Origin of the sequence: Mycoplana ramosa, from assembly GCF_041930185.1 — a bacterium.
Classification (GTDB): Bacteria; Pseudomonadota; Alphaproteobacteria; order Rhizobiales; family Rhizobiaceae; genus Mycoplana; species Mycoplana ramosa.
In genome coordinates this window covers 102,108-119,461 of the sequence record NZ_JBHEEW010000012.1, presented here as the reverse complement: position 1 = coordinate 119,461, position 17,354 = coordinate 102,108, and the positions used below count along the sequence as shown (strand labels likewise).

Below are 17,354 nucleotides of genomic sequence, written 5' to 3'. Positions count from 1 at the left end.
TGTGGACGGGCAAATTGGCAGATTTTCGTGTGCAAATGCAAGAGGCTCGGCGATCGTCGCGGTGGAAACCGATGCCGCGTGCGAACCAAGCGGGCTTGCCGCGCGCTCCGGCCTCGCCCATAAGGAGACGGGATCCGCAATTTGCGCCGGAAGACAGCAGGAACGCACGCTTCAGATGCAGGAAGAGCCGCACAAGGGGGGCGCCTCCGGTGTCCGCAGTTATCGTCTCCACGGGGTGACCGTCCCGGCGCGTCCGCTCGAGGCGGCGCTTTATCTGGTGGCGACGCCGATCGGCAATCTGGGCGACATCACGCTGCGTGCGCTGGAGACGCTGGCCGGCGCCGACGTACTTGCCTGCGAGGATACCCGCGTCAGCCGCGTGCTGCTGGATCGCTACGGCATTCCCACGCGCCCTTACGCCTATCACGAGCACAATGCCGACGAGGTCGGCCCGAAGCTGGTCGCCGCACTCGAACAGGGAAAGTCGGTGGCGCTCGTCTCCGATGCCGGCACGCCGCTGGTATCCGATCCCGGCTACCGTCTCGGCCAGCTTGCGCTATCCGCCGGCTGCAAGGTTGTCCCCATTCCCGGCCCGTCGGCGCCCCTGGCCGCCCTTGTCGGATCCGGCCTGCCGAGTGATGCCTTTCTCTTTGCCGGCTTCCTGCCGGTAAAGGACAAGGCGCGCCGCGATCGGCTCGGCGAGTTCGCCCGTGTCGATGCGACCTTGATCTTCTTCGAATCGCCGCATCGGATCGCCGCCACGCTCGCCGCCGCCGCCGAGGTGCTCGGCGATCAGAGGCAGGCTGCCGTCTGCCGCGAACTGACCAAGACGTTCGAGGAATTCCGCAGGGGATCGCTCGCGGCACTTGCCGCGCATTACGCGGCAAATCCGCAGGTCAAGGGCGAGATCGTGCTGGTGGTCGGCCCGCCGACCGAGCCGGCTGTCCCCGAAATCGCCGATGTGGATGCGCTGCTTGCCGCGCTCGCGCGGGAGATGCCGGCCGGCAAGGCCGCCACGGAGGCGGCGCGCCAGACGGGCCTGCCGCGCCGCGATCTCTACCAGCGCCTGATCGCAATGAAGGCGGGCGATGGCGACTGAGGCCGAACGCAAGCTGCGCCGCAGGGCCTTTCGCCGCGGTCATGTGGCCGAATTCGTGGCCGCCCTCTATCTGCTCGCCAAAGGCTACCGCGTGCTGGCCCTCCGCTACCGCACGAGGGTCGGAGAGATCGACATCATCGCCCGCAAGCGCGACCTCGTCATTTGCGTCGAGGTGAAGGCGCGGCGCAGCGAGGAGAGCGCTGTCTTCGCAGTGACGGGAACAGCCCAGCGCCGCATCCGCGCCGCCAGCGACCTGTGGCTCGCCCGCCAGCGCGATGCGCACCGGCTATCCGTGCGATACGATATCATCGCGGTGCGGCCGTGGCGCATCCCGCGGCATCTGCCGGATGCGTTCTGACCCCGCAGACCGAACCCGGACTCATCGATCGATAAAATTTGATCGAACATCTGCACTCCGCCCTTACCTCCGCCCGCTATGGTTGCCGTGAAACAATCGTGCGGAGTTGCAATGGTCTGGAAATTGATGCTTGCGGGGGTGATCGGCATGGCGGCCAAGACCCTGCCGGTTGCGACGGCGCCGTCGCGACCGCTGGTCGCCGCTTCCATGGACGAGCTGGAGATGGTGGACGCGCCGATCGAGCCGTCCTGGATCGTGGCGGGTGCACCGCATGCCCGTGTCGCGTTGCATTCGCGCGGCCATGACGATCAGTCGACCACGGCGATCTGGGATTGCACGGCCGGCACCTTTCGCTGGTATTTCGGCTGGGACGAGACGGTGCTGATCCTCGAGGGCGAGGTGCATGTCACCGCCGAGGACGGCAGTGAACGCACGCTTCGCGCCGGCGACATCGGCTATTTTGCCGGCAAGACCTGGGCGACGTGGCGGGTCGACACCTACGTTCGCAAGATCGCCTTCTGCCGCAAGCAGTTTCCCGCCCCGATCGCCACGGCGTTGCGGCTGCGTGACATGATGCGTGCCAGGCGGACACAGACTGGTCTGGCCGCCTGAGCGGTCGGTTGTGGCAGTTACGGGCGGGCGGCGTACAGGCGCCGCCCGTTGCGTTTGCCGGGTCGCACGCCTAAATGTGGGCGGCAATCCGTGAGGAAACATTCCATGGCAAAGATCAAGAACGTCGCGGTCCAGATGGACCACGTGTCCACCATCAACATCAGCGGCGATTCCACCTTCGCCATGAGCCTCGAAGCCCAGGCGCGCGGCTACCAGCTCTTCCACTACACGCCCGACAAGCTCAGCCTTCGCGACGGCCGGGTCTTTGCCAACGTCGAGCCGATGCAGCTTCGCGACGTCAAGGGTGACCACTACGATCTGGGCGAACCCGAGCGGGTCGACCTGTCGACGATGGACGTGGTGCTGTTGCGTCAGGATCCGCCTTTCGACATGGCCTACATCACCTCCACCCACCTGCTGGAGCGCATCCATCCGAAGACGCTGGTGGTCAACGATCCCGCCTGGGTGCGCAACTCGCCGGAGAAGATCTTCGTCACCGAATTCGCCGACCTGATGCCGGCAACGCTGATCACCCGCGACCCGGCCGAGATCCGCCGCTTCCGCGAGGAGATGGGCGACATCATCCTCAAGCCCCTCTATGGCAACGGCGGCGCCGGCGTCTTCCACTCGACCCGCGACGACCGCAATCTCTCTTCGCTGCTCGAAATGTTCGGGCAGATGTTCCGCGAGCCGTTCATCGCCCAGGCCTATCTGCCGGACGTGCGCAAGGGCGACAAGCGCATCCTGCTCGTCGACGGCGAGCCGGTCGGTGCGATCAACCGCGTCCCCGCCGAACACGACGCCCGCTCCAACATGCATGCCGGCGGGCGGCCTGAGGCGACCGACCTGACCGCCCGCGAGATCGAGATCTGCAGGCGGATCGGCCCGTCGCTGCGCGAGCGCGGCTTCCTGTTCGTCGGCATCGACGTCATCGGCGACTACATGACCGAGATCAACGTCACCTCGCCGACCGGCATCCGCGAGGTGCGGAAATTCGGCGGCGCCGATGTCGCCGCCCTGCTGTGGGACGCGATCGAGCGCAAGCGCGCCTGATCTTTCCTCAAGGCGCCCCGGCAGGGCTGGGCGCCTCCGTCCGCCAGTTGCATTGCGGACGCGGCCCGTTGCGGTTCGCTGCAATTCCAGTTCCACTCTGCCCGACACCTCTGAACGTCGGTCTGGTCTCCCTATGATTTGCCGATGTACGCACCGAAGGGACGGCAACGGTTGGGGCCTTGTTCTCGTCACGGCGCCCCTTGCAACCTGATGCAATCGGATTGCACGGAGAGGCTGAAAATCGTTCCCTTAATGTTCTTGCTCTATTCCGGTTTCCGTGCCAGATTTGTCGGCATGCCGCACAAGGGACCGGGCGGCCAGGGGGACAGTCATGGTGGCACGGATCAGTACGGTGGCGTTTCAGGGCATCGACGGCGTTCCCGTCGAGGTCCAGGTCATGGTGGCGCCCGGGAAGATCGGAATGCAGATCGTCGGGCTCCCGGACAAGGCGGTCGCCGAGAGCCGCGAACGGGTCCAGGCCGCGCTGCACGCCTCCGGTCTTTCCCTGCCTGCGAAGCGCGTCACGGTCAATCTGGCGCCGGCGGACCTGCCCAAGGAGGGCAGCCATTTCGATCTGCCGATCGCGCTCGGCCTGATGGCGGCGCTCGGCGCCATCCCGGCCGATGCGCTGGAGGGTTACGTCGTCATCGGCGAGCTCAACCTCGACGGTACGATCGCGGCGATCGCCGGCGCCTTGCCGGCGGCCATCGGCGCCAATGCGCTCGGCAAGGGCCTGATCTGTCCGGCCGACAGCGGGGCCGAGGCGGCCTGGGCCGGCGCGGAGATCGACATTCTGGCGCCGCGCAGCCTGATTGCGCTCGCCAACCATTTTCGTGGCACCCAGGTGCTCGCCCGTCCCGAGCCCGCCATTCGCGCCGCCCCCGCCAATCTGCCCGATCTCGCCGACATCAAGGGACAGGAGAGCGCCAAGCGGGCGCTCGAGGTGGCCGCGGCCGGCGGGCACAACCTCCTGATGGTCGGGCCGCCCGGCTCCGGCAAGTCGATGCTGGCCGCCCGCCTGCCGTCGATCCTGCCGCCGCTCGCACCGGCCGAACTGCTCGAAGTCTCGATGATCCATTCGATCGCAGGCCAGCTCGCCGGCGGCAAGCTGTCCGATCGCCGCCCCTATCGGGCACCGCATCATTCGGCGACGATGGCCGCTCTTATAGGTGGCGGTTTGCGCGCCCGGCCCGGTGAAGCCTCGCTCGCCCATCACGGTATCCTCTTCCTCGACGAGTTCCCGGAGTTCTCGCCGCAGGTGCTGGATGCATTGCGCCAGCCGCTCGAGACCGGTGAATGCGTGATCGCGCGGGCCAATCACCGCGTCAGCTATCCGGCGGCCATCCAACTGGTCGCGGCCATGAACCCCTGCCGGTGCGGCATGGCGGGTGAGCCGGGGCAGGTCTGCGCCCGCGGGCCGCGCTGCATGGCCGATTACCAGGGGCGGATTTCCGGTCCGCTGATGGACCGCATCGACATCCGCATCGACGTGCCGGCCGTCTCGGCGAGCGATCTGATCCGGCCGATGCAGGCAGAGTCGAGCGCGGCGGTGGCGGCTCGCGTCGCTCGGGCCCGGGACGCCCAGCGCGATCGGTTCGTGGCGCTTGGCTGCCCGGAGGTTTCGACCAACGCCCGAGCCTCCACCGCGTTGATCGAGCGCATCGCGGAGCCGGACCCCGGCGGCCTGCAGCTTTTGCGGGATGCCGCGGAGAAGCTGCGGTTTTCCGCCCGCGGCTACCATCGCGTGCTCAAGGTCGCCCGCACCCTGGCCGACCTCGACGGAAAGGACAGTGTCGGCCGTATCCATCTCGCCGAGGCGATCTCCTATCGTATTGCCGGGGAACGGCTGTCTGCCGCGGCTTGACGATTTTGCCGGGCCGCCTATGGATTTGCGACATGAGCGGGACCGCAAGCGGCAATGGGAACCAGGGCGAGCTAAATGACCGGCGAGATCATCGAAATAGGTTGCCACGATACGCGCTGGCATGAGCCGTTCTTTCGTCATGTCGCCGACGCGTTCGGCGACATCGATTTCCAGCGCTGGGCGGCAGCGGGTGGCTGGGGTGGCGGCTACAGCGTGATGGCGCTGCTGGAGAACGACCAGATCGTGTCCACGGTCGGCGTCAGCCATGCAACTCGTGCTTCGCGGCGGCGGCGGAAAGGGATCCGCGGAAGCCATGCCCGGGCTGCAACTGGGTGCGGTCGCAACACGCGCCGACCGACAGGGCAGGGGCTATGCCGGCGCGCTGATGCAGCGCGTTCTCGCGTCGGCCGATACGCTTCGGTTGCCGGTATTGTTGTTCGCCAATTCGTCGGTGACAGACTTCTACCCGCGCTTCGGATTTCACCGGCTGCCGTCGCATCGGGCGTGGACGATGGGAGCCTTCGAGCCTTCCGGCGCCGTGGCAACGCCTCTCGATCCGACGCGGGAAGCGGATCGCCGGCTGCTTTCGGACATTTGCACCCGGTCGATCCCCCATGGCGGTGCTCTTTCGGCCGCGCCCGAGCCGTCCTTACCGCTCTGGTATCTCTGCAACGGGTTGGCGAGGGCCTTGGTGCTTGATGGGGGCCGGTCAATCGTCTTCGTCACGGAAGCCGACAGTTGCCTGCGCGTCCATGACTGGCTCGGTCCGCTTCCCGTTGACCCGCTTGCGACGCTCTGTTCGGTGATGAGCGCACCGGTGGTGAGGATCGAGTTTGGTTTCCTGCCTCCGTGCGGCTGGTTCGGGGACAATCTGCGCCTCGAACCGGACGACGCCGCCTTCATGTATTGGCGGGCCGCGCGCCCGATGCCGCCCGGCCCGCTGCTGTTTCCGGAGATGCTAATGACGTGAGGAGCGGTCTTGTTGGCTCCCCCGCCCGGATCGAACGGCTTGCTTCAGCCGCCCAGACCCTCGAACAACGCGGTCGAAAGATAACGCTCGGCGAAGGAGGGAATGATGACGACGATGGTCTTGCCTTCGTTCTCCGGCCGGCTGCCGACCTTGATGGCGGCGGCGAGGGCCGCACCCGAGGAGATGCCGACCGGGACCCCCTCGAGGCGCGCCACCAGGCGGGCGTTCTCGAAGGCCTCGTCGTTGGCCACGGTGACGACTTCGTCATAGATCTTGGTATCGAGGATCGCCGGTGCAAAGCCTGCGCCGATCCCCTGGATCTTGTGCGGGCCGGGATTGCCGCCGGAAAGAACGGGGCTGTCCGCCGGCTCGACCGCAACCACCTTGACGCCCGGCTTTTTCGCCTTCAGCACCTGGCCGGCGCCGGTGATCGTGCCGCCGGTGCCGATGCCGGAGACGAGGATGTCGACCTGGCCCTCCGTGTCGTTCCAGATTTCCTCCGCCGTCGTCTTGCGGTGGATTTCCGGATTGGCCGGGTTTTCGAACTGGTGCGGGATGATCGCGTCGGGAATGGTCGCCGCCAGTTCTTCGGCCTTGGCGATCGCGCCCTTCATGCCTTTCGATCCTTCCGTCAGCACGAGTTCCGCGCCGAGCAGCGCCACCATCTTGCGCCGCTCGACCGACATGGTTTCCGGCATGGTCAGGATCAGCCGGTAGCCCTTGGCCGCTGCGGCGAAGGCGAGCGCGATGCCGGTGTTGCCGGAGGTCGGCTCGATCAGCGTCGACTTTCCGGGGGTGATCTTGCCTTGGGCCTCGAGCGCTTCGATCATCGCTACCCCGATACGGTCCTTGACCGAAGCGATCGGGTTGAAGAATTCGAGCTTCGCCAGGAGGTTCGCCTTCACGCCCTTTTCCTTGGCCAGCTTGTCGAGCCGCACGATCGGAGTGTCGCCGATCGTCTCGGTGATCGAGGCGTAGACGCGGCCGCGACCGGGCTTGCGGGGTTCAGACATATTCGGCTCCCTTTCAATCTTCGGATGTCGTGGCGAGAATAGGTTCTAAGACGTGCGGAAGCCAGTGCCGCATCGTCCATGGATCGGCCGCGGATTGAAAAAATCGCTTTCCATTGCGGTTGAAGACGGATCTTTATTTCACGCAGCGCGGGTTGCGATGTAGGCCGCTGTGCTTGCCAGTATGCCCGCCGCCACGCGGTTGAGGCTCCGCAGGGCGGTCGGCCGCTTCAGCAGCGTTCGGGCGCGCGATGCCAGCGCCATGTATGGAATGAGCACCACCAGCAGCACGATGAACGTCGCCCCGAGCAGCAAGCCGTAGTCGTCGAGGCCGATTGCGCCAAGGTCGATCAGCGTCGGCACCAGCGCCACATAGAAAAGCATCGTCTTTGGATTGCCGAGCGTGACGAGCAGTCCCGACAGGAACGACATGGCCATGCTGGAGGAACGGCGCGCCTCGATCTGCTGCGGCACCAGGCCCGTGGTCCAAAGCTTCCAGGCGATGTAGCAGAGATAAAGCGCGCCGGCGATCTTGATCGCCATGAAGGCCGTCGTGAAGGTCTGGGCAATGAAGGCCAGGCCAAGGATGACGGCCGTCAGGTAGATCATGTCGCCGAGGATCAGGCCGAGCCCCATGAAGAAGGTCTCGCGAAAGCCGGAGCCGAGCGCGCGCGCGACGATGGCGGTGATGCCCGGGCCCGGGATCACCGCGGCGATGAAGAGCGCTCCGCTGTATGCAAGCAAGGCGGCAAGTGTCATGGAGATCCCTCGCGTTCGCGCGTTCTCTACGCTTTCGCGGACTGGCTTTCAAGTCGGGCGGTGACAAGCGGCAGTTGACGATCGGGCGCGCCGCGCTAGCTTCTCCATCGCCGCCGCAAGCGCTGCTGTGCCGGCCAGGCAGACGCGGCTTCGTCGCGCCGATCGACGTCGTTTACCTTCGTCCTCAAAAGGAGAGACCGCATGTCGCCGACTTCAGCCGAAAAACGCAGGCTGGCGCCCCTGAAGACGCCTTCGGGTCTCGCCTCCAACGCCATCACCGACATTTCGACCGCGCTGACGGCGCTTCTCGCCGATGTCTTGGCGCTTTACCTGAAGACCAAGAACTTCCACTGGCACGTGTCCGGTCCGCATTTTCGCGACTATCACCTGCTGCTGGACGAGCAGGCCCAGGAAATCTTCGCAACGACAGATGACATCGCCGAGCGGGCCCGCAAGATCGGCGGCACGACACTGCGCTCGATCGGCCATGCCGCGCGCCTCCAGCGCATCCCCGACAACGACGCCGACTACGTTACCCCGGGGGACATGCTGGCCGAACTTCTGGAGGACAACAAACATCTCATCTCGCTCATGCGCGAGACGCACGGCCTGTGCGACGAGCACGGCGACGTGGCGAGCGCAAGCCTGCTCGAGACCTGGATCGATGAGGCCGAGCGCCGCACCTGGTTCCTGTTCGAGGCGACGCGGCAGTCGAAGTAGCGCGACCACACGCGGGCCAGCCTAAAGCCAAGCCAGCGGCAGGGTGCCGGCAGGGCCCGTCGCTCCCCGCCTAGCTGGCGCTCCGCCGCAGCATGCGCGCCGGTGACCAGCCGAGGTTCATGCCCATCGCCGCGATCAGGATCACGGCAGCCCCTACGATCTGCGTTGGCTGCAAGGCATGGCCGAAGGCGACGCGGTCGACGAGGATCGCCGCCACGGGGTAGATGAAGGAGAGCGCGCCGGTCAGGTGGGTCGGCAGCTTCTGGACCGCCCCGTAGAGCAGCACATACATCACCCCGGTGTGGACGATGCCAAGCGTGGCCAGGCTCGACCAGGCGGCGGGGGTCGACGGCAGCGCCGAAAAATCGGCGAACGGCAGCAGCATCACGACGCCGGTGGCAACCTGGATCAGGGCGATCAGGTGCGGCGGCGTGCCCTTCAGGCCCTTGGCGGCGATGGCGGCCAGCGCGTAGAAGAACGCGGCGCCGAGGGAGAACCCGATCCCGAGCGCGTAGTCGGCGCCGCCGAGACCGCCGGCCGGCTTCGCCTGCACGATGGCCACCATTCCGGCAAAGGACAGCGCCAGCCAGGACAGCTTGGCCGCCGTCACCTGTTCCTTGAAGAACAGCGCGCCGAGCGCCAGCAGCATGAACGGCTGGGTGTTGTAGACCGTGGTGGCAATCGAGATCGACGCCAGCGGATAGGCGGCAAACAGCAGCAGCCAGTTGGCGACGATCGCGACGCCGCCAAGGACGGCAAGGATAAACCGTCGCCGCGTGAGCAGGCCGGGCCGCAACAGCCCGAGGGCCGCGCAAATGGCGGCAAGGCCGACCGTGCCGATCGCGCAACGCCAGAACACCACGTTCAACGTCGGCTGGCCCGAGACCAGCACGAACCAGCCGATCGTTCCGGAAATCAGCATGGCCGCCGTCATCTCGACTGCGCCGGCCCGGATTGTCTTGTCCATGGTCTTTCTCCCGCGATACCATGGCGCGAAGAATAGGAGCCGCTGCGTCGGGTCTCCATGGAATTTCTTAGGCTATATGCTATTGTTTATTTATAATCTTAGGTGTTTTGAGCGGATGGATGATTATGGATGACACGGACAGGCGCATACTGGCGCTGCTGGCGGAGAACGCCCGGTTATCGCTGAAGGAGCTGGCCGCGGCGACGGAGCTGTCGTCTCCGAGCGTGGCCGAGCGGCTGCGCAAGCTGGAGGAGCGCGGCGTCATCGACGCCTTCACCATCGATGTCAATCCGCACCAGATCGGCTATTCGCTGCAGGCGATCGTGCGGGTGCGCCCGCTGCCCGGCCAGTTGCATATCGTCGAGCGCCTGATCCAGGAGATGCCGCAATGCGTCGAGTGCGACAAGGTCACCGGCGACGACTGTTTCATCGTCCGGCTTTACCTGCGCTCGATGGAAGAGCTCGACACGCTGCTCGACGGCATCGCCGAGCGGGCGCAGACGAACACCTCGCTGGTGAAGGCCACGCCTGTGAAGAGGCGGCTGCCGGGGCTGTTGCCATAGCGACGGTATCGGTCGCGGCCGGGTCAGACCTCGGCCATCGGCGAAAGCCGGCCCGGTCCGGCCGGCATCAGGCCGGCGGCCTTCACCACCCGCCGGTCGACCATCAGCGGCAGCGAAAAGGCGGTGAAGTTGGCGACGCACCGCCCCGCCGGATCGAAATAGGCCGACGGCAGGCTGCTCGGGTCGGGGCCGCCCAGCCGGTCGAGGGGATTGAGGTCGATGCCGAATACGCTTTCGAGGATATCCTTGAGAGCCGCCCACCCGCCGGGAGTGTCGAAAAAACCCTCGCGATAGACCAGGCCGGTGCGATCGTTCATTGCACGCCGGTCGAGCCGAAGCCGCCGGCGCCGCGACCGGTCTCGCCGGCAATGTTCGCCTCCCGCACCGCCGCCTGGACGACGGGGGCGATCACCAACTGGGCGATGCGCATGCCGCGTTCGACGACGAACTTCTCCTCGCCCAGGTTGATCAGCAGCACGTGGACCTCGCCCCTGTAGTCGCTGTCGATCGTGCCCGGCGTATTGAGGCAGGTGATGCCGTACTTGAAGGCCAGTCCGGAGCGCGGCCGGACCTGCCCTTCGTAACCCGCGGGAATCTCGAAGACGAAGCCGGTCGGCACCAGCGCCCGCTTGCCCGGGCGGATCACGAGCCGCTCGCCGTCGCCGATGGCGGCGCGCAGGTCCATGCCGGCCGCGCCGGCGGTCTCGTAGGCCGGCAGGTCGAGGCCGTCGCCATGCGGCAGGCGGACAAGATTGAGGGTCGGAATGGCGGTCGCTTTGGTCGTGGTCATGGCTGCATAAGCCGTCCGCGGGTTTCCCTCGTCAATTTGCAAATCGCCGAGGAAACCAGTAGAAGGCGCGCGATCAACAGGAAATTCAGAAAGCATGGCCGAAAGTCTCGCCGAGGCGGTCTCCCGCCGCCGCACATTCGCTATTATTGCGCACCCGGATGCCGGTAAAACGACGCTCACCGAGAAGCTGCTCCTGTTCGGCGGCGCGATCCAGCTCGCCGGCGAGGTCAAGGCGAAGAAGGACCGGATCCAGACCCGTTCGGACTGGATGAAGATCGAGCGCGAGCGCGGTATTTCGGTCGTCACCTCGGTGATGACCTTTGAGTACGAGGGCAATGTCTTTAACATCCTCGACACGCCCGGCCACGAGGACTTCGCCGACGACACCTACCGCACGCTGACGGCGGTCGACGCGGCGGTCATGGTCATCGACGCCGCCAAGGGCATCGAGCCGCGCACCCTGAAGCTGTTCGAGGTGTGCCGCATGCGCGACATCCCGATCATCACCTTCATCAACAAGATGGACCGCGAGAGCCGCGATCCCTTCGAGATCCTCGACGAGGTCGAGGAGAAGCTGGCGCTCGATTGCGCGCCCGTCACCTGGCCGATCGGTCGCGCCAAAACCTTCTGTGGCTCCTACCATCTCGCCACCAACGAGGTGCGCGGCGCCGACACGCAAGAACGCCTCACCAAGGTCAACGATCCGGAAATGGCGTCGCATCGCCTGCCCGAGAACGAGCGCGAAGCGTTTGTCGAAGAGTTGACGCTGGCGATCGAGGCCTGCAAGCCGTTCGACAGGAAGGCCTTCCTCGAAGGCCACCTGACGCCCGTCTATTTCGGCTCGGCCTTGCGCAATTTTGGCGTGCGCGACCTCATCAATGCGCTCGGCGCCTATGCCCCGCCGCCGCGCGATCAGGTGGCGGACATCCGCACCGTGCATGCGGCGGAAGACAAGATGACGGCCTTCGTCTTCAAGATCCAGGCGAACATGGACCCGAACCACCGCGACCGCATCGCCTTTGCCCGCGTCTGCTCCGGCAAGCTGGAGCGCGGCATGAAGGCGCGGTTGGCGCGCACCGGCAAGCTGATCGGCCTCACTGCGCCGCAGTTCTTCTTCGCCTCGCAGCGGCAACTGGCGGATACGGCCTATGCCGGCGACGTGGTCGGCATTCCGAACCACGGCACCTTGCGCATCGGCGACACGCTGACCGAAGGCGAGGCGCTCGTCTTCGAGGGCGTCCCGAACTTCTCGCCGGAGATCTTGCGCCGAGTCCGGCTCGAGGACGCGATGAAGGCGAAGAAGCTGAAGGAAGCGCTGCACCAGATGGCGGAAGAAGGCGTCGTCCAGCTGTTCTCGCCCGAGGATGGCTCGCCGGCGATCGTCGGCGTCGTCGGCGCACTGCAGCTCGACGTCTTGAAGGAACGCCTCCAGCAGGAATACGGCCTGCCCGTTTCGTTCGAGATGTCGCGCTTCTCCGTCTGCCGCTGGATCTCCGCCGACAATCCGGCAGACCTCGAAAAGTTCGTCACCGTGCGCCGCGGCGATATCGCCCGCGACCTCGACGGCGACCCGGTGTTCATGGCGCAGGACGCGTTCTCGCTGCGCTACGAGCATGAGCGCCATCCGGCGATCAAGATGGCCGCGATCAAGGAATACCACGTCGCCAAGGCGGCGTGAGGTTCAGGCTTACTGAAGCCCCCTGACGAGGAACCACGCGCCGGCGCCAATGAGAAGCGCGCCGGCGATCCGCCCGATGCGGTCGCCGCCCGGCACGACTTTTTCGGCCAGCACGAAGATCGCGATTGCGGCGATCCAGAGAATGTTCATCACGCCGCCGACGAACAGAAGCAGCATCAGCGGCCAGCAGCAGCCGACGCAATAGGCGCCATGCTGCACGCCCATGGCAAACGCGCCTGCCGGATCGCGCCGGAACCCGCCGGCCGCCTGGAGGAAGGCCACTGGCGCCCGGCATTTTGAAAGGCAGGCATGTTTCAACGGCGTCCACTGATAGATCCCGGCGATGATGAGCGTGACACCGCTGAGGACGGTGCTGCTGCTTTCCATCATCGGTGTCAGCAAAAGTGAGCGCTCGAGCAGCCACTGGCCAAATGTGGCAGCGAGCGAGAACAGGGACCAGGCCGCGAGATAGCCGGCGCCGAAGATGCCGGTCGCGGCAAACGGCGTGCCCTGCGCCTCCGCATGCCGGCCGACCCGTGCATAGAGAAGCAGCATCGGGGCTGCGGATGGCAGCATCATGCCGATCATCATCACGAACCACATGGTGAACACGAGCGCGGCGTCGCCGGGGCTCCAGGCTGGCCGGCTTGCCATCGTCCCCGCCATGCCGGTCATGTCCATCCCCGGCATGTCCTGCGACCCCTCCATCCCCGACATGCCCTCCATAGATATGCCGGCGTCGCCCATCGACCGTGCCAGGGAGAGAAGATAGAACCACGCGAGCGCCGTAATCGCTGCAAGGCATACGGCCACGATGATGCGGTCTCGCCTGAGGATCGTGTCGAGTGCTGAAGCCGCCATGGCCCGACCGATTATCTAGTGGACGACACCGGTTTCAGTCATGTGGAGGCGGGCGAAATGGGCGTGGCTGTCGGCCAGCGATACCGTCAGCGGGCCCTTGACTTCCGCCCATCCGCGGCCGACCTCGCAGGTGTCAAATTCGAATCCCTGCGGCAGGGTGAGTCGGACACGGTGTTCGTCGCCCGTTACCGGGTTGAGGATTGGCTCGCCGCGCGCGTCGATCCACCCCGGAACTCCGATCCGCGCCGTCCGCTTGTCCACGTCGACATCGAAGTCGATCTGCGCAAAGACCGGCTCGTGCACGGTGTCGAAAGTCGTGGCAAAGACGGCGAAGAAGGTGGCGCCGGGCTCCGTGTCCTGGCCGCTCGTGATGCGGAGCAGGGCGTTGCGCTGTTCCGGCGTGGCGCGCTCGTCGATGATTGGCACGCATTGGCCATGGCCCTCGTGGATTGCGCCCGGCCAGGTGGCGATCATTGCGATCCGCAGCCCGTCGAGCCTGGTATCCCCGTGAAAACCGGTTTCGATGTCGATCGCCCCGGCCGACCGGCAATTGCCATGTGTCGGAAGGTCGTTGAACTGGCAGGGGCAGCTATAGGCACAATTGCACTGAAAGAATTCACGTCCCTGGAGTTCCCATTTGACGTTCGCCATGACGCCCTCCAACACCTGGAAATGAGAATTTTAGGAGTTGCTGATTAAATACCTGCGCCTTCTACTTGTCCAGCAAACTCGGCTGCCCTCGGCAGTTCGCCTGCGGGAGCTGCGCCTTAGGCGCGGGTCGGATCGTCGAGCTTGACAGTCCTGGCACCAACATGAAGCGCCCGTCCGGCACCCCAGCCGTTGATGGCAGCGCCAACGCCGAGAAGCACGAAGAGAACCGCGCTGGCCTGGAAGCTGCCCGTCCAGCTCTGGATGAGGCCGACGATCAGCGGGCCGATGGCGGCAAGCAGGTAGCCCACGCACTGCGCCATGCCGGACAGATGGGCGGCGACATGCGCATCGGGTGAGCGAAGCACGATCGCCGTCATTGCGACGGCAATCAATCCGCCCTGGCCGACGCCCTGCAGCACTGCCCAGAACCACGCGGTCGACAGCGGGGCAAAAAGCAGGCCCAGCAGAGCGATCACGGCAAGGGCGCAAAGCACCACGTGGATCAGCCGTTGGTCCTTGCCTCGAACGGCGATCTGCGGTGCGACGATGCAGGCTGCCGACTGGACCATGACGGACATGGAGACGATTGCGCCTGCGGTGACGCCGTCGAGCCCACGCTCCCGCAGGATCGGCACCAGCCAGCCGAAAACGCAGTAGGCGAGGGCGGACTGCAAGCCCATGAAAAGCGTGACCTGCCACGCCAGGCGGTCGCGCCACAGGCCCTCGACCCGGAAGCCGGTGCGCCGTCCGGCCCGGTCGACGGACATTGCCTGGGGAAGCCATATCAGGCCGACGATGACTGCGGGGACGGCCCAGATCGCCAGCGCCGCATTCAGCGACCCTCCGAATGCCTGCGCGACGGGGATGGAGAGGCCGGCGGCGGCGGCGGCGCCACCGCACAGGGCCATGGTGTAAAGTCCGGTCATCGAGGCCGTGCGCTCGGCGAAATCGCGCTTCACCAGACCGGGCAGCAGGACGTTTCCGACGGCAATGCAGGCGCCGGCGAGCGCCGTTCCAAGGAAGAGGAGCGGGATCGAGGACAGGCCGCGCAGGGCGGTGCCCAGCGCCAGCAGTAAGAGAACCGCCAGCAGCGTGCGCTCGCTGCCGATCCTCTGTGCAAGACGTGGTGCGATCGGCGAGAACAGGCCGAGGCAAACGACCGGCAAGGTGGTCAGCAGGCTCGCGCCCAGCGGCGAAAGCTGCAGGGTGCTGCGGATCTCCGGCAGAAGTGCCGAGGCGCTGGAAAACACCGGCCGCAGGTTGAACGCGATCAGCACCAGGCTGGCCCCGAGAATGACGCGGGCAAGGCCGCTGCCAGCTGCCGGCGGGACAGGCGGCGGGACGCTGTCCGCTTCCGCGTCGATCAGCTGGCGGTCTATGTCCTCGGCGGTGGTGGCCGCGTCCTCGAGATGCAGGTTCATGATTTCGCCATTTGATCGAGAGCGGCAGTGATGGGGTGCATGAAACGCCGGACAGCGGCATCCGCCTTCTCCGGCTCGCCGGTCTCGATGGCGTCGACGATGTCGGCGTGGGCCTGCATGTCGGGTTCGGGCAGGTCGTTGCCCAGGGTGGCCTCGATCGTCTCCGCGATCGATTGCGAGAAGAACTCGTAGATCTCGACCATCGCCCGGTTGCCCGAAGCGGAGATCACCGCCTTGTGGAAGGCAAGATCGCGTTCGATGAAGGCGGCCCGGTCCGAGCCGTCGTAGCTGCCGCGGCGGGCGAGAAGCGTGCGAAGCCTCGCGATCATCTTCGGCGTCTGCCGGAGTGCCGCAAGGCGGGCCGCTTCCACGTCGAGGGCCAGGCGTGCTTCGAACTGGTCGCGCAGGCTTGCACCTCGCGCCGCGGTCAGGCGGGGTGCGGGATCGACGGTCGTGAGCACATAGGTGCCAGACCCCTGGCGCGTTTCGAGGTAGCCCTGTGCGGCAAGGGCGCGGACCGCCTCGCGCACCGTCCCGCGGCTCACCGCCAGCATGGCCGACAGCGACGCCTCGTTCGGCAGCCGGTCGCCGACGCGCCAGCGCTTGGCGACGATCTCCTTGCGGATCGCCTCGGCTGCGGTTTCCGCGAGGTTGCTTCGGTGCACCGTTTCCATCTTGCATTCATCAAGTCATCGGATGACTCGATGAATAGAGACGCTTCGCAGGTAGGTCAATTGCCCACCCAAAGTGAAAAGGGCCGCGCGCGACCCTTTTCGTCTGGTTTTGGGCTTATGACGCCTGCTGTTTTCTCCAACTCAAGACACGGCAACGGAGAACGCGGCAGTCCTGTCAATGTGCGGGCTTGATGAAGGTGCCGTTTTGCAGCTCGCGCATCGCCTGCTGCAATTCCTCCCGCGTGTTCATCACGATCGGTCCGTGCCAGGCGACCGGCTCCTGGATCGGCTTGCCGGTGACAAGCAGGAAGCGGATACCCTTTTCGCCTGCCTGCACCGTCACATGGTCGCCGGTGTCGAAGACGACCAGCGTCCGGTTTCCGGAAAGGTCGCGGATGTTCAGCTCCTCGCCCTGGTATTCCTTCTCGACCTTGACGCCGAAGGGCTTCGAGGCATCGCGGAAGGTGCCGGACCCGGCGAATATGTAAGCGAAGGCCGACCGGTAGGTGTCGACTGGAATCGTCTTCGTCTTGCCGGGCGGCACCGAGACGTCGAGATAGACCGGCTCGGCGGCGATGCCGTCGACCGGGCCTTTCTTGCCCCAGAAGTCGCCGCTGATGATACGCACCGCCGTGCCGTCGTCGTCGACGACCACCGGAATGTCGGTGGACTTGATGTCCTGGTAACGCGGCGCGGTCATCTTCAGCGACGATGGCAGGTTGGCCCAGAGCTGGAAGCCGTGCATGCGCCCGGCAAAATCGCCCTTCGGCATCTCCTGGTGCAGGATGCCGCTGCCGGCGGTCATCCACTGGACGTCGCCGGCACCCATGGTGCCGTGGTTGCCGAGGCTGTCGCCATGCTCGACGGTGCCGGCGAGCACATAGGTGATCGTCTCGATGCCGCGGTGGGGGTGCCAGGGAAAGCCGCGAATGTAGTCGGCGGGATCGTCGTTGCGGAAGTCATCCATCATCAGGAAGGGGTCGGTCAACGACGGGTCGCCGAAGCCGAAGACGCGGTGGAGCTTGACGCCGGCGCCCTCCATGGCGGGGCGGGCGATGCTTTCATGCTTGACGGGGCGTATGGACATGCAAGGGGACCTCTCAATGGTTCGTCACTTGCCGGTGAATATAGTGCGGGCCGCAAGGGTAAGAAATTGTGGACGCTGAAACGCAGTGTTCACAAATCGCCTGTCTCGCAGGGAACGGGCCCCGGCGGGGTTTCGGTCCAAAATGGCGCATATGGTTTCCGGGCCGTTTACTTTCGTTAACGCATTTTTACCTTTTTTCGATGATTCTGGTCCGGCA

Annotated in this window: 19 protein-coding genes; 9 read left to right on the top strand and 10 right to left on the bottom strand. The window is 65.7% G+C overall.

What is annotated here, in order from left to right; translation table 11 throughout:
* The first annotated feature begins 175 nt into the window (after window positions 1-175).
* The 6 genes from rsmI to JNC62_RS15990 all read left to right on the top strand — a co-directional run bounded on the left by rsmI (window position 176) and on the right by JNC62_RS15990 (window position 5,956).
* On the top strand, window positions 176-1,099 hold the full coding sequence (gene rsmI / locus JNC62_RS16015) for a 16S rRNA (cytidine(1402)-2'-O)-methyltransferase (RefSeq protein ID WP_374840017.1): 924 nt from the start codon (window positions 176-178) through the stop codon (window positions 1,097-1,099).
* On the top strand, window positions 1,089-1,457 hold the full coding sequence (locus JNC62_RS16010; protein ID WP_374840016.1) for a YraN family protein: 369 nt from the start codon (window positions 1,089-1,091) through the stop codon (window positions 1,455-1,457). Before rsmI ends, JNC62_RS16010 begins: the two co-directional genes overlap by 11 nt.
* Window positions 1,458-1,568: 111 nt before the next feature.
* Entirely contained in the window at window positions 1,569-2,069 is a 501-nt protein-coding gene (locus JNC62_RS16005) for a cupin domain-containing protein (protein WP_374840015.1), read from the top strand.
* A 105-nt stretch (window positions 2,070-2,174) separates the two neighbouring features.
* Window positions 2,175-3,122 carry a glutathione synthase gene (gene gshB / locus JNC62_RS16000; RefSeq protein ID WP_374840014.1) on the top strand — a complete coding sequence of 316 codons (948 nt, stop codon included), beginning with the start codon at window positions 2,175-2,177 and terminating at the stop codon, window positions 3,120-3,122.
* A 331-nt stretch (window positions 3,123-3,453) separates the two neighbouring features.
* Window positions 3,454-4,986, top strand: coding sequence for a YifB family Mg chelatase-like AAA ATPase (locus JNC62_RS15995; protein ID WP_374840013.1), 1,533 nt, complete (start codon window positions 3,454-3,456; stop codon window positions 4,984-4,986).
* A 265-nt stretch (window positions 4,987-5,251) separates the two neighbouring features.
* Window positions 5,252-5,956 carry a GNAT family N-acetyltransferase gene (locus JNC62_RS15990; protein WP_374840012.1) on the top strand — a complete coding sequence of 235 codons (705 nt, stop codon included), beginning with the start codon at window positions 5,252-5,254 and terminating at the stop codon, window positions 5,954-5,956.
* 44 nt (window positions 5,957-6,000) lie between these two features.
* Here the strand turns inward: JNC62_RS15990 and cysK are convergent, their stop codons facing one another.
* Together cysK and JNC62_RS15980 are read right to left on the bottom strand one after the other, a co-directional pair.
* Window positions 6,001-6,969: a cysteine synthase A gene (gene cysK, locus JNC62_RS15985; protein ID WP_374840011.1), complete on the bottom strand. Its 969-nt coding sequence runs from the start codon at window positions 6,967-6,969 to the stop codon at window positions 6,001-6,003.
* 138 nt (window positions 6,970-7,107) lie between these two features.
* Window positions 7,108-7,725, bottom strand: coding sequence for a LysE family translocator (locus JNC62_RS15980; RefSeq protein ID WP_374840010.1), 618 nt, complete (start codon window positions 7,723-7,725; stop codon window positions 7,108-7,110).
* A 201-nt stretch (window positions 7,726-7,926) separates the two neighbouring features.
* Between JNC62_RS15980 and JNC62_RS15975 the strand changes: the two genes are divergently transcribed.
* Entirely contained in the window at window positions 7,927-8,445 is a 519-nt protein-coding gene (locus tag JNC62_RS15975) for a Dps family protein (protein WP_374840009.1), read from the top strand.
* A 70-nt stretch (window positions 8,446-8,515) separates the two neighbouring features.
* On the opposite strand, the gene JNC62_RS15970 is transcribed toward JNC62_RS15975, so the two are convergent.
* Complete coding sequence (locus tag JNC62_RS15970) at window positions 8,516-9,412, bottom strand: DMT family transporter (protein WP_374840008.1); 897 nt, start codon at window positions 9,410-9,412, stop codon at window positions 8,516-8,518.
* 122 nt (window positions 9,413-9,534) lie between these two features.
* On the opposite strand from JNC62_RS15970, the gene JNC62_RS15965 reads away from it, so the two are divergent.
* Window positions 9,535-9,975 carry an Lrp/AsnC family transcriptional regulator gene (locus tag JNC62_RS15965; protein ID WP_374840066.1) on the top strand — a complete coding sequence of 147 codons (441 nt, stop codon included), beginning with the start codon at window positions 9,535-9,537 and terminating at the stop codon, window positions 9,973-9,975.
* Between the two features lie 23 nt (window positions 9,976-9,998).
* Here JNC62_RS15965 and JNC62_RS15960 read toward each other — a convergent pair whose 3' ends face one another.
* Window positions 9,999-10,292, bottom strand: a complete 294-nt coding sequence (locus JNC62_RS15960; RefSeq protein WP_374840007.1) for a hypothetical protein — start codon at window positions 10,290-10,292, stop codon at window positions 9,999-10,001.
* Complete coding sequence (gene dut / locus JNC62_RS15955; protein WP_374840006.1) at window positions 10,289-10,765, bottom strand: dUTP diphosphatase; 477 nt, start codon at window positions 10,763-10,765, stop codon at window positions 10,289-10,291. Before dut ends, JNC62_RS15960 begins: the two co-directional genes overlap by 4 nt.
* Window positions 10,766-10,859: 94 nt before the next feature.
* On the opposite strand from dut, the gene JNC62_RS15950 reads away from it, so the two are divergent.
* The gene (locus JNC62_RS15950; protein ID WP_374840005.1) at window positions 10,860-12,443 is read left to right on the top strand and encodes a peptide chain release factor 3; all 1,584 of its coding nucleotides are present in this window, start codon (window positions 10,860-10,862) and stop codon (window positions 12,441-12,443) included.
* Window positions 12,444-12,452: 9 nt separating this feature from the next.
* Here JNC62_RS15950 and JNC62_RS15945 read toward each other — a convergent pair whose 3' ends face one another.
* The 5 genes from JNC62_RS15945 to JNC62_RS15925 all read right to left on the bottom strand — a co-directional run bounded on the left by JNC62_RS15945 (window position 12,453) and on the right by JNC62_RS15925 (window position 17,137).
* On the bottom strand, window positions 12,453-13,304 hold the full coding sequence (locus JNC62_RS15945; protein WP_374840004.1) for a DUF2182 domain-containing protein: 852 nt from the start codon (window positions 13,302-13,304) through the stop codon (window positions 12,453-12,455).
* 15 nt (window positions 13,305-13,319) lie between these two features.
* Window positions 13,320-13,955: a DUF1326 domain-containing protein gene (locus tag JNC62_RS15940; protein ID WP_374840003.1), complete on the bottom strand. Its 636-nt coding sequence runs from the start codon at window positions 13,953-13,955 to the stop codon at window positions 13,320-13,322.
* A 116-nt stretch (window positions 13,956-14,071) separates the two neighbouring features.
* Window positions 14,072-15,376, bottom strand: coding sequence for a CynX/NimT family MFS transporter (locus tag JNC62_RS15935; protein ID WP_374840002.1), 1,305 nt, complete (start codon window positions 15,374-15,376; stop codon window positions 14,072-14,074).
* Window positions 15,373-16,050: a FadR/GntR family transcriptional regulator gene (locus tag JNC62_RS15930; protein ID WP_374840001.1), complete on the bottom strand. Its 678-nt coding sequence runs from the start codon at window positions 16,048-16,050 to the stop codon at window positions 15,373-15,375. Before JNC62_RS15930 ends, JNC62_RS15935 begins: the two co-directional genes overlap by 4 nt.
* A 175-nt stretch (window positions 16,051-16,225) precedes the next feature.
* Complete coding sequence (locus JNC62_RS15925) at window positions 16,226-17,137, bottom strand: pirin family protein (protein ID WP_374840000.1); 912 nt, start codon at window positions 17,135-17,137, stop codon at window positions 16,226-16,228.
* Window positions 17,138-17,354 lie beyond the last annotated feature (217 nt).

Excerpts from the sequence above, each read along its gene's own strand:
- rsmI (WP_374840017.1), top strand. The coding sequence starts at position 176 with ATGCAGGAAGAGCCGCACAAGGGGGGCGCCTCCGGTGTCCGCAGTTAT.
- JNC62_RS16010 (WP_374840016.1), top strand. The coding sequence starts at position 1,089 with ATGGCGACTGAGGCCGAACGCAAGCTGCGCCGCAGGGCCTTTCGCCGC.
- JNC62_RS16005 (WP_374840015.1), top strand. The coding sequence starts at position 1,569 with ATGGTCTGGAAATTGATGCTTGCGGGGGTGATCGGCATGGCGGCCAAG.
- gshB (WP_374840014.1), top strand. The coding sequence starts at position 2,175 with ATGGCAAAGATCAAGAACGTCGCGGTCCAGATGGACCACGTGTCCACC.
- JNC62_RS15995 (WP_374840013.1), top strand. The coding sequence starts at position 3,454 with ATGGTGGCACGGATCAGTACGGTGGCGTTTCAGGGCATCGACGGCGTT.
- JNC62_RS15990 (WP_374840012.1), top strand. The coding sequence starts at position 5,252 with ATGCAACTCGTGCTTCGCGGCGGCGGCGGAAAGGGATCCGCGGAAGCC.
- cysK (WP_374840011.1), bottom strand. The coding sequence starts at position 6,969 with ATGTCTGAACCCCGCAAGCCCGGTCGCGGCCGCGTCTACGCCTCGATC.
- JNC62_RS15980 (WP_374840010.1), bottom strand. The coding sequence starts at position 7,725 with ATGACACTTGCCGCCTTGCTTGCATACAGCGGAGCGCTCTTCATCGCC.
- JNC62_RS15975 (WP_374840009.1), top strand. The coding sequence starts at position 7,927 with ATGTCGCCGACTTCAGCCGAAAAACGCAGGCTGGCGCCCCTGAAGACG.
- JNC62_RS15970 (WP_374840008.1), bottom strand. The coding sequence starts at position 9,412 with ATGGACAAGACAATCCGGGCCGGCGCAGTCGAGATGACGGCGGCCATG.
- JNC62_RS15960 (WP_374840007.1), bottom strand. The coding sequence starts at position 10,292 with ATGAACGATCGCACCGGCCTGGTCTATCGCGAGGGTTTTTTCGACACT.
- dut (WP_374840006.1), bottom strand. The coding sequence starts at position 10,765 with ATGACCACGACCAAAGCGACCGCCATTCCGACCCTCAATCTTGTCCGC.
- JNC62_RS15950 (WP_374840005.1), top strand. The coding sequence starts at position 10,860 with ATGGCCGAAAGTCTCGCCGAGGCGGTCTCCCGCCGCCGCACATTCGCT.
- JNC62_RS15945 (WP_374840004.1), bottom strand. The coding sequence starts at position 13,304 with ATGGCGGCTTCAGCACTCGACACGATCCTCAGGCGAGACCGCATCATC.
- JNC62_RS15940 (WP_374840003.1), bottom strand. The coding sequence starts at position 13,955 with ATGGCGAACGTCAAATGGGAACTCCAGGGACGTGAATTCTTTCAGTGC.
- JNC62_RS15935 (WP_374840002.1), bottom strand. The coding sequence starts at position 15,376 with ATGAACCTGCATCTCGAGGACGCGGCCACCACCGCCGAGGACATAGAC.
- JNC62_RS15930 (WP_374840001.1), bottom strand. The coding sequence starts at position 16,050 with ATGGAAACGGTGCACCGAAGCAACCTCGCGGAAACCGCAGCCGAGGCG.
- JNC62_RS15925 (WP_374840000.1), bottom strand. The coding sequence starts at position 17,137 with ATGTCCATACGCCCCGTCAAGCATGAAAGCATCGCCCGCCCCGCCATG.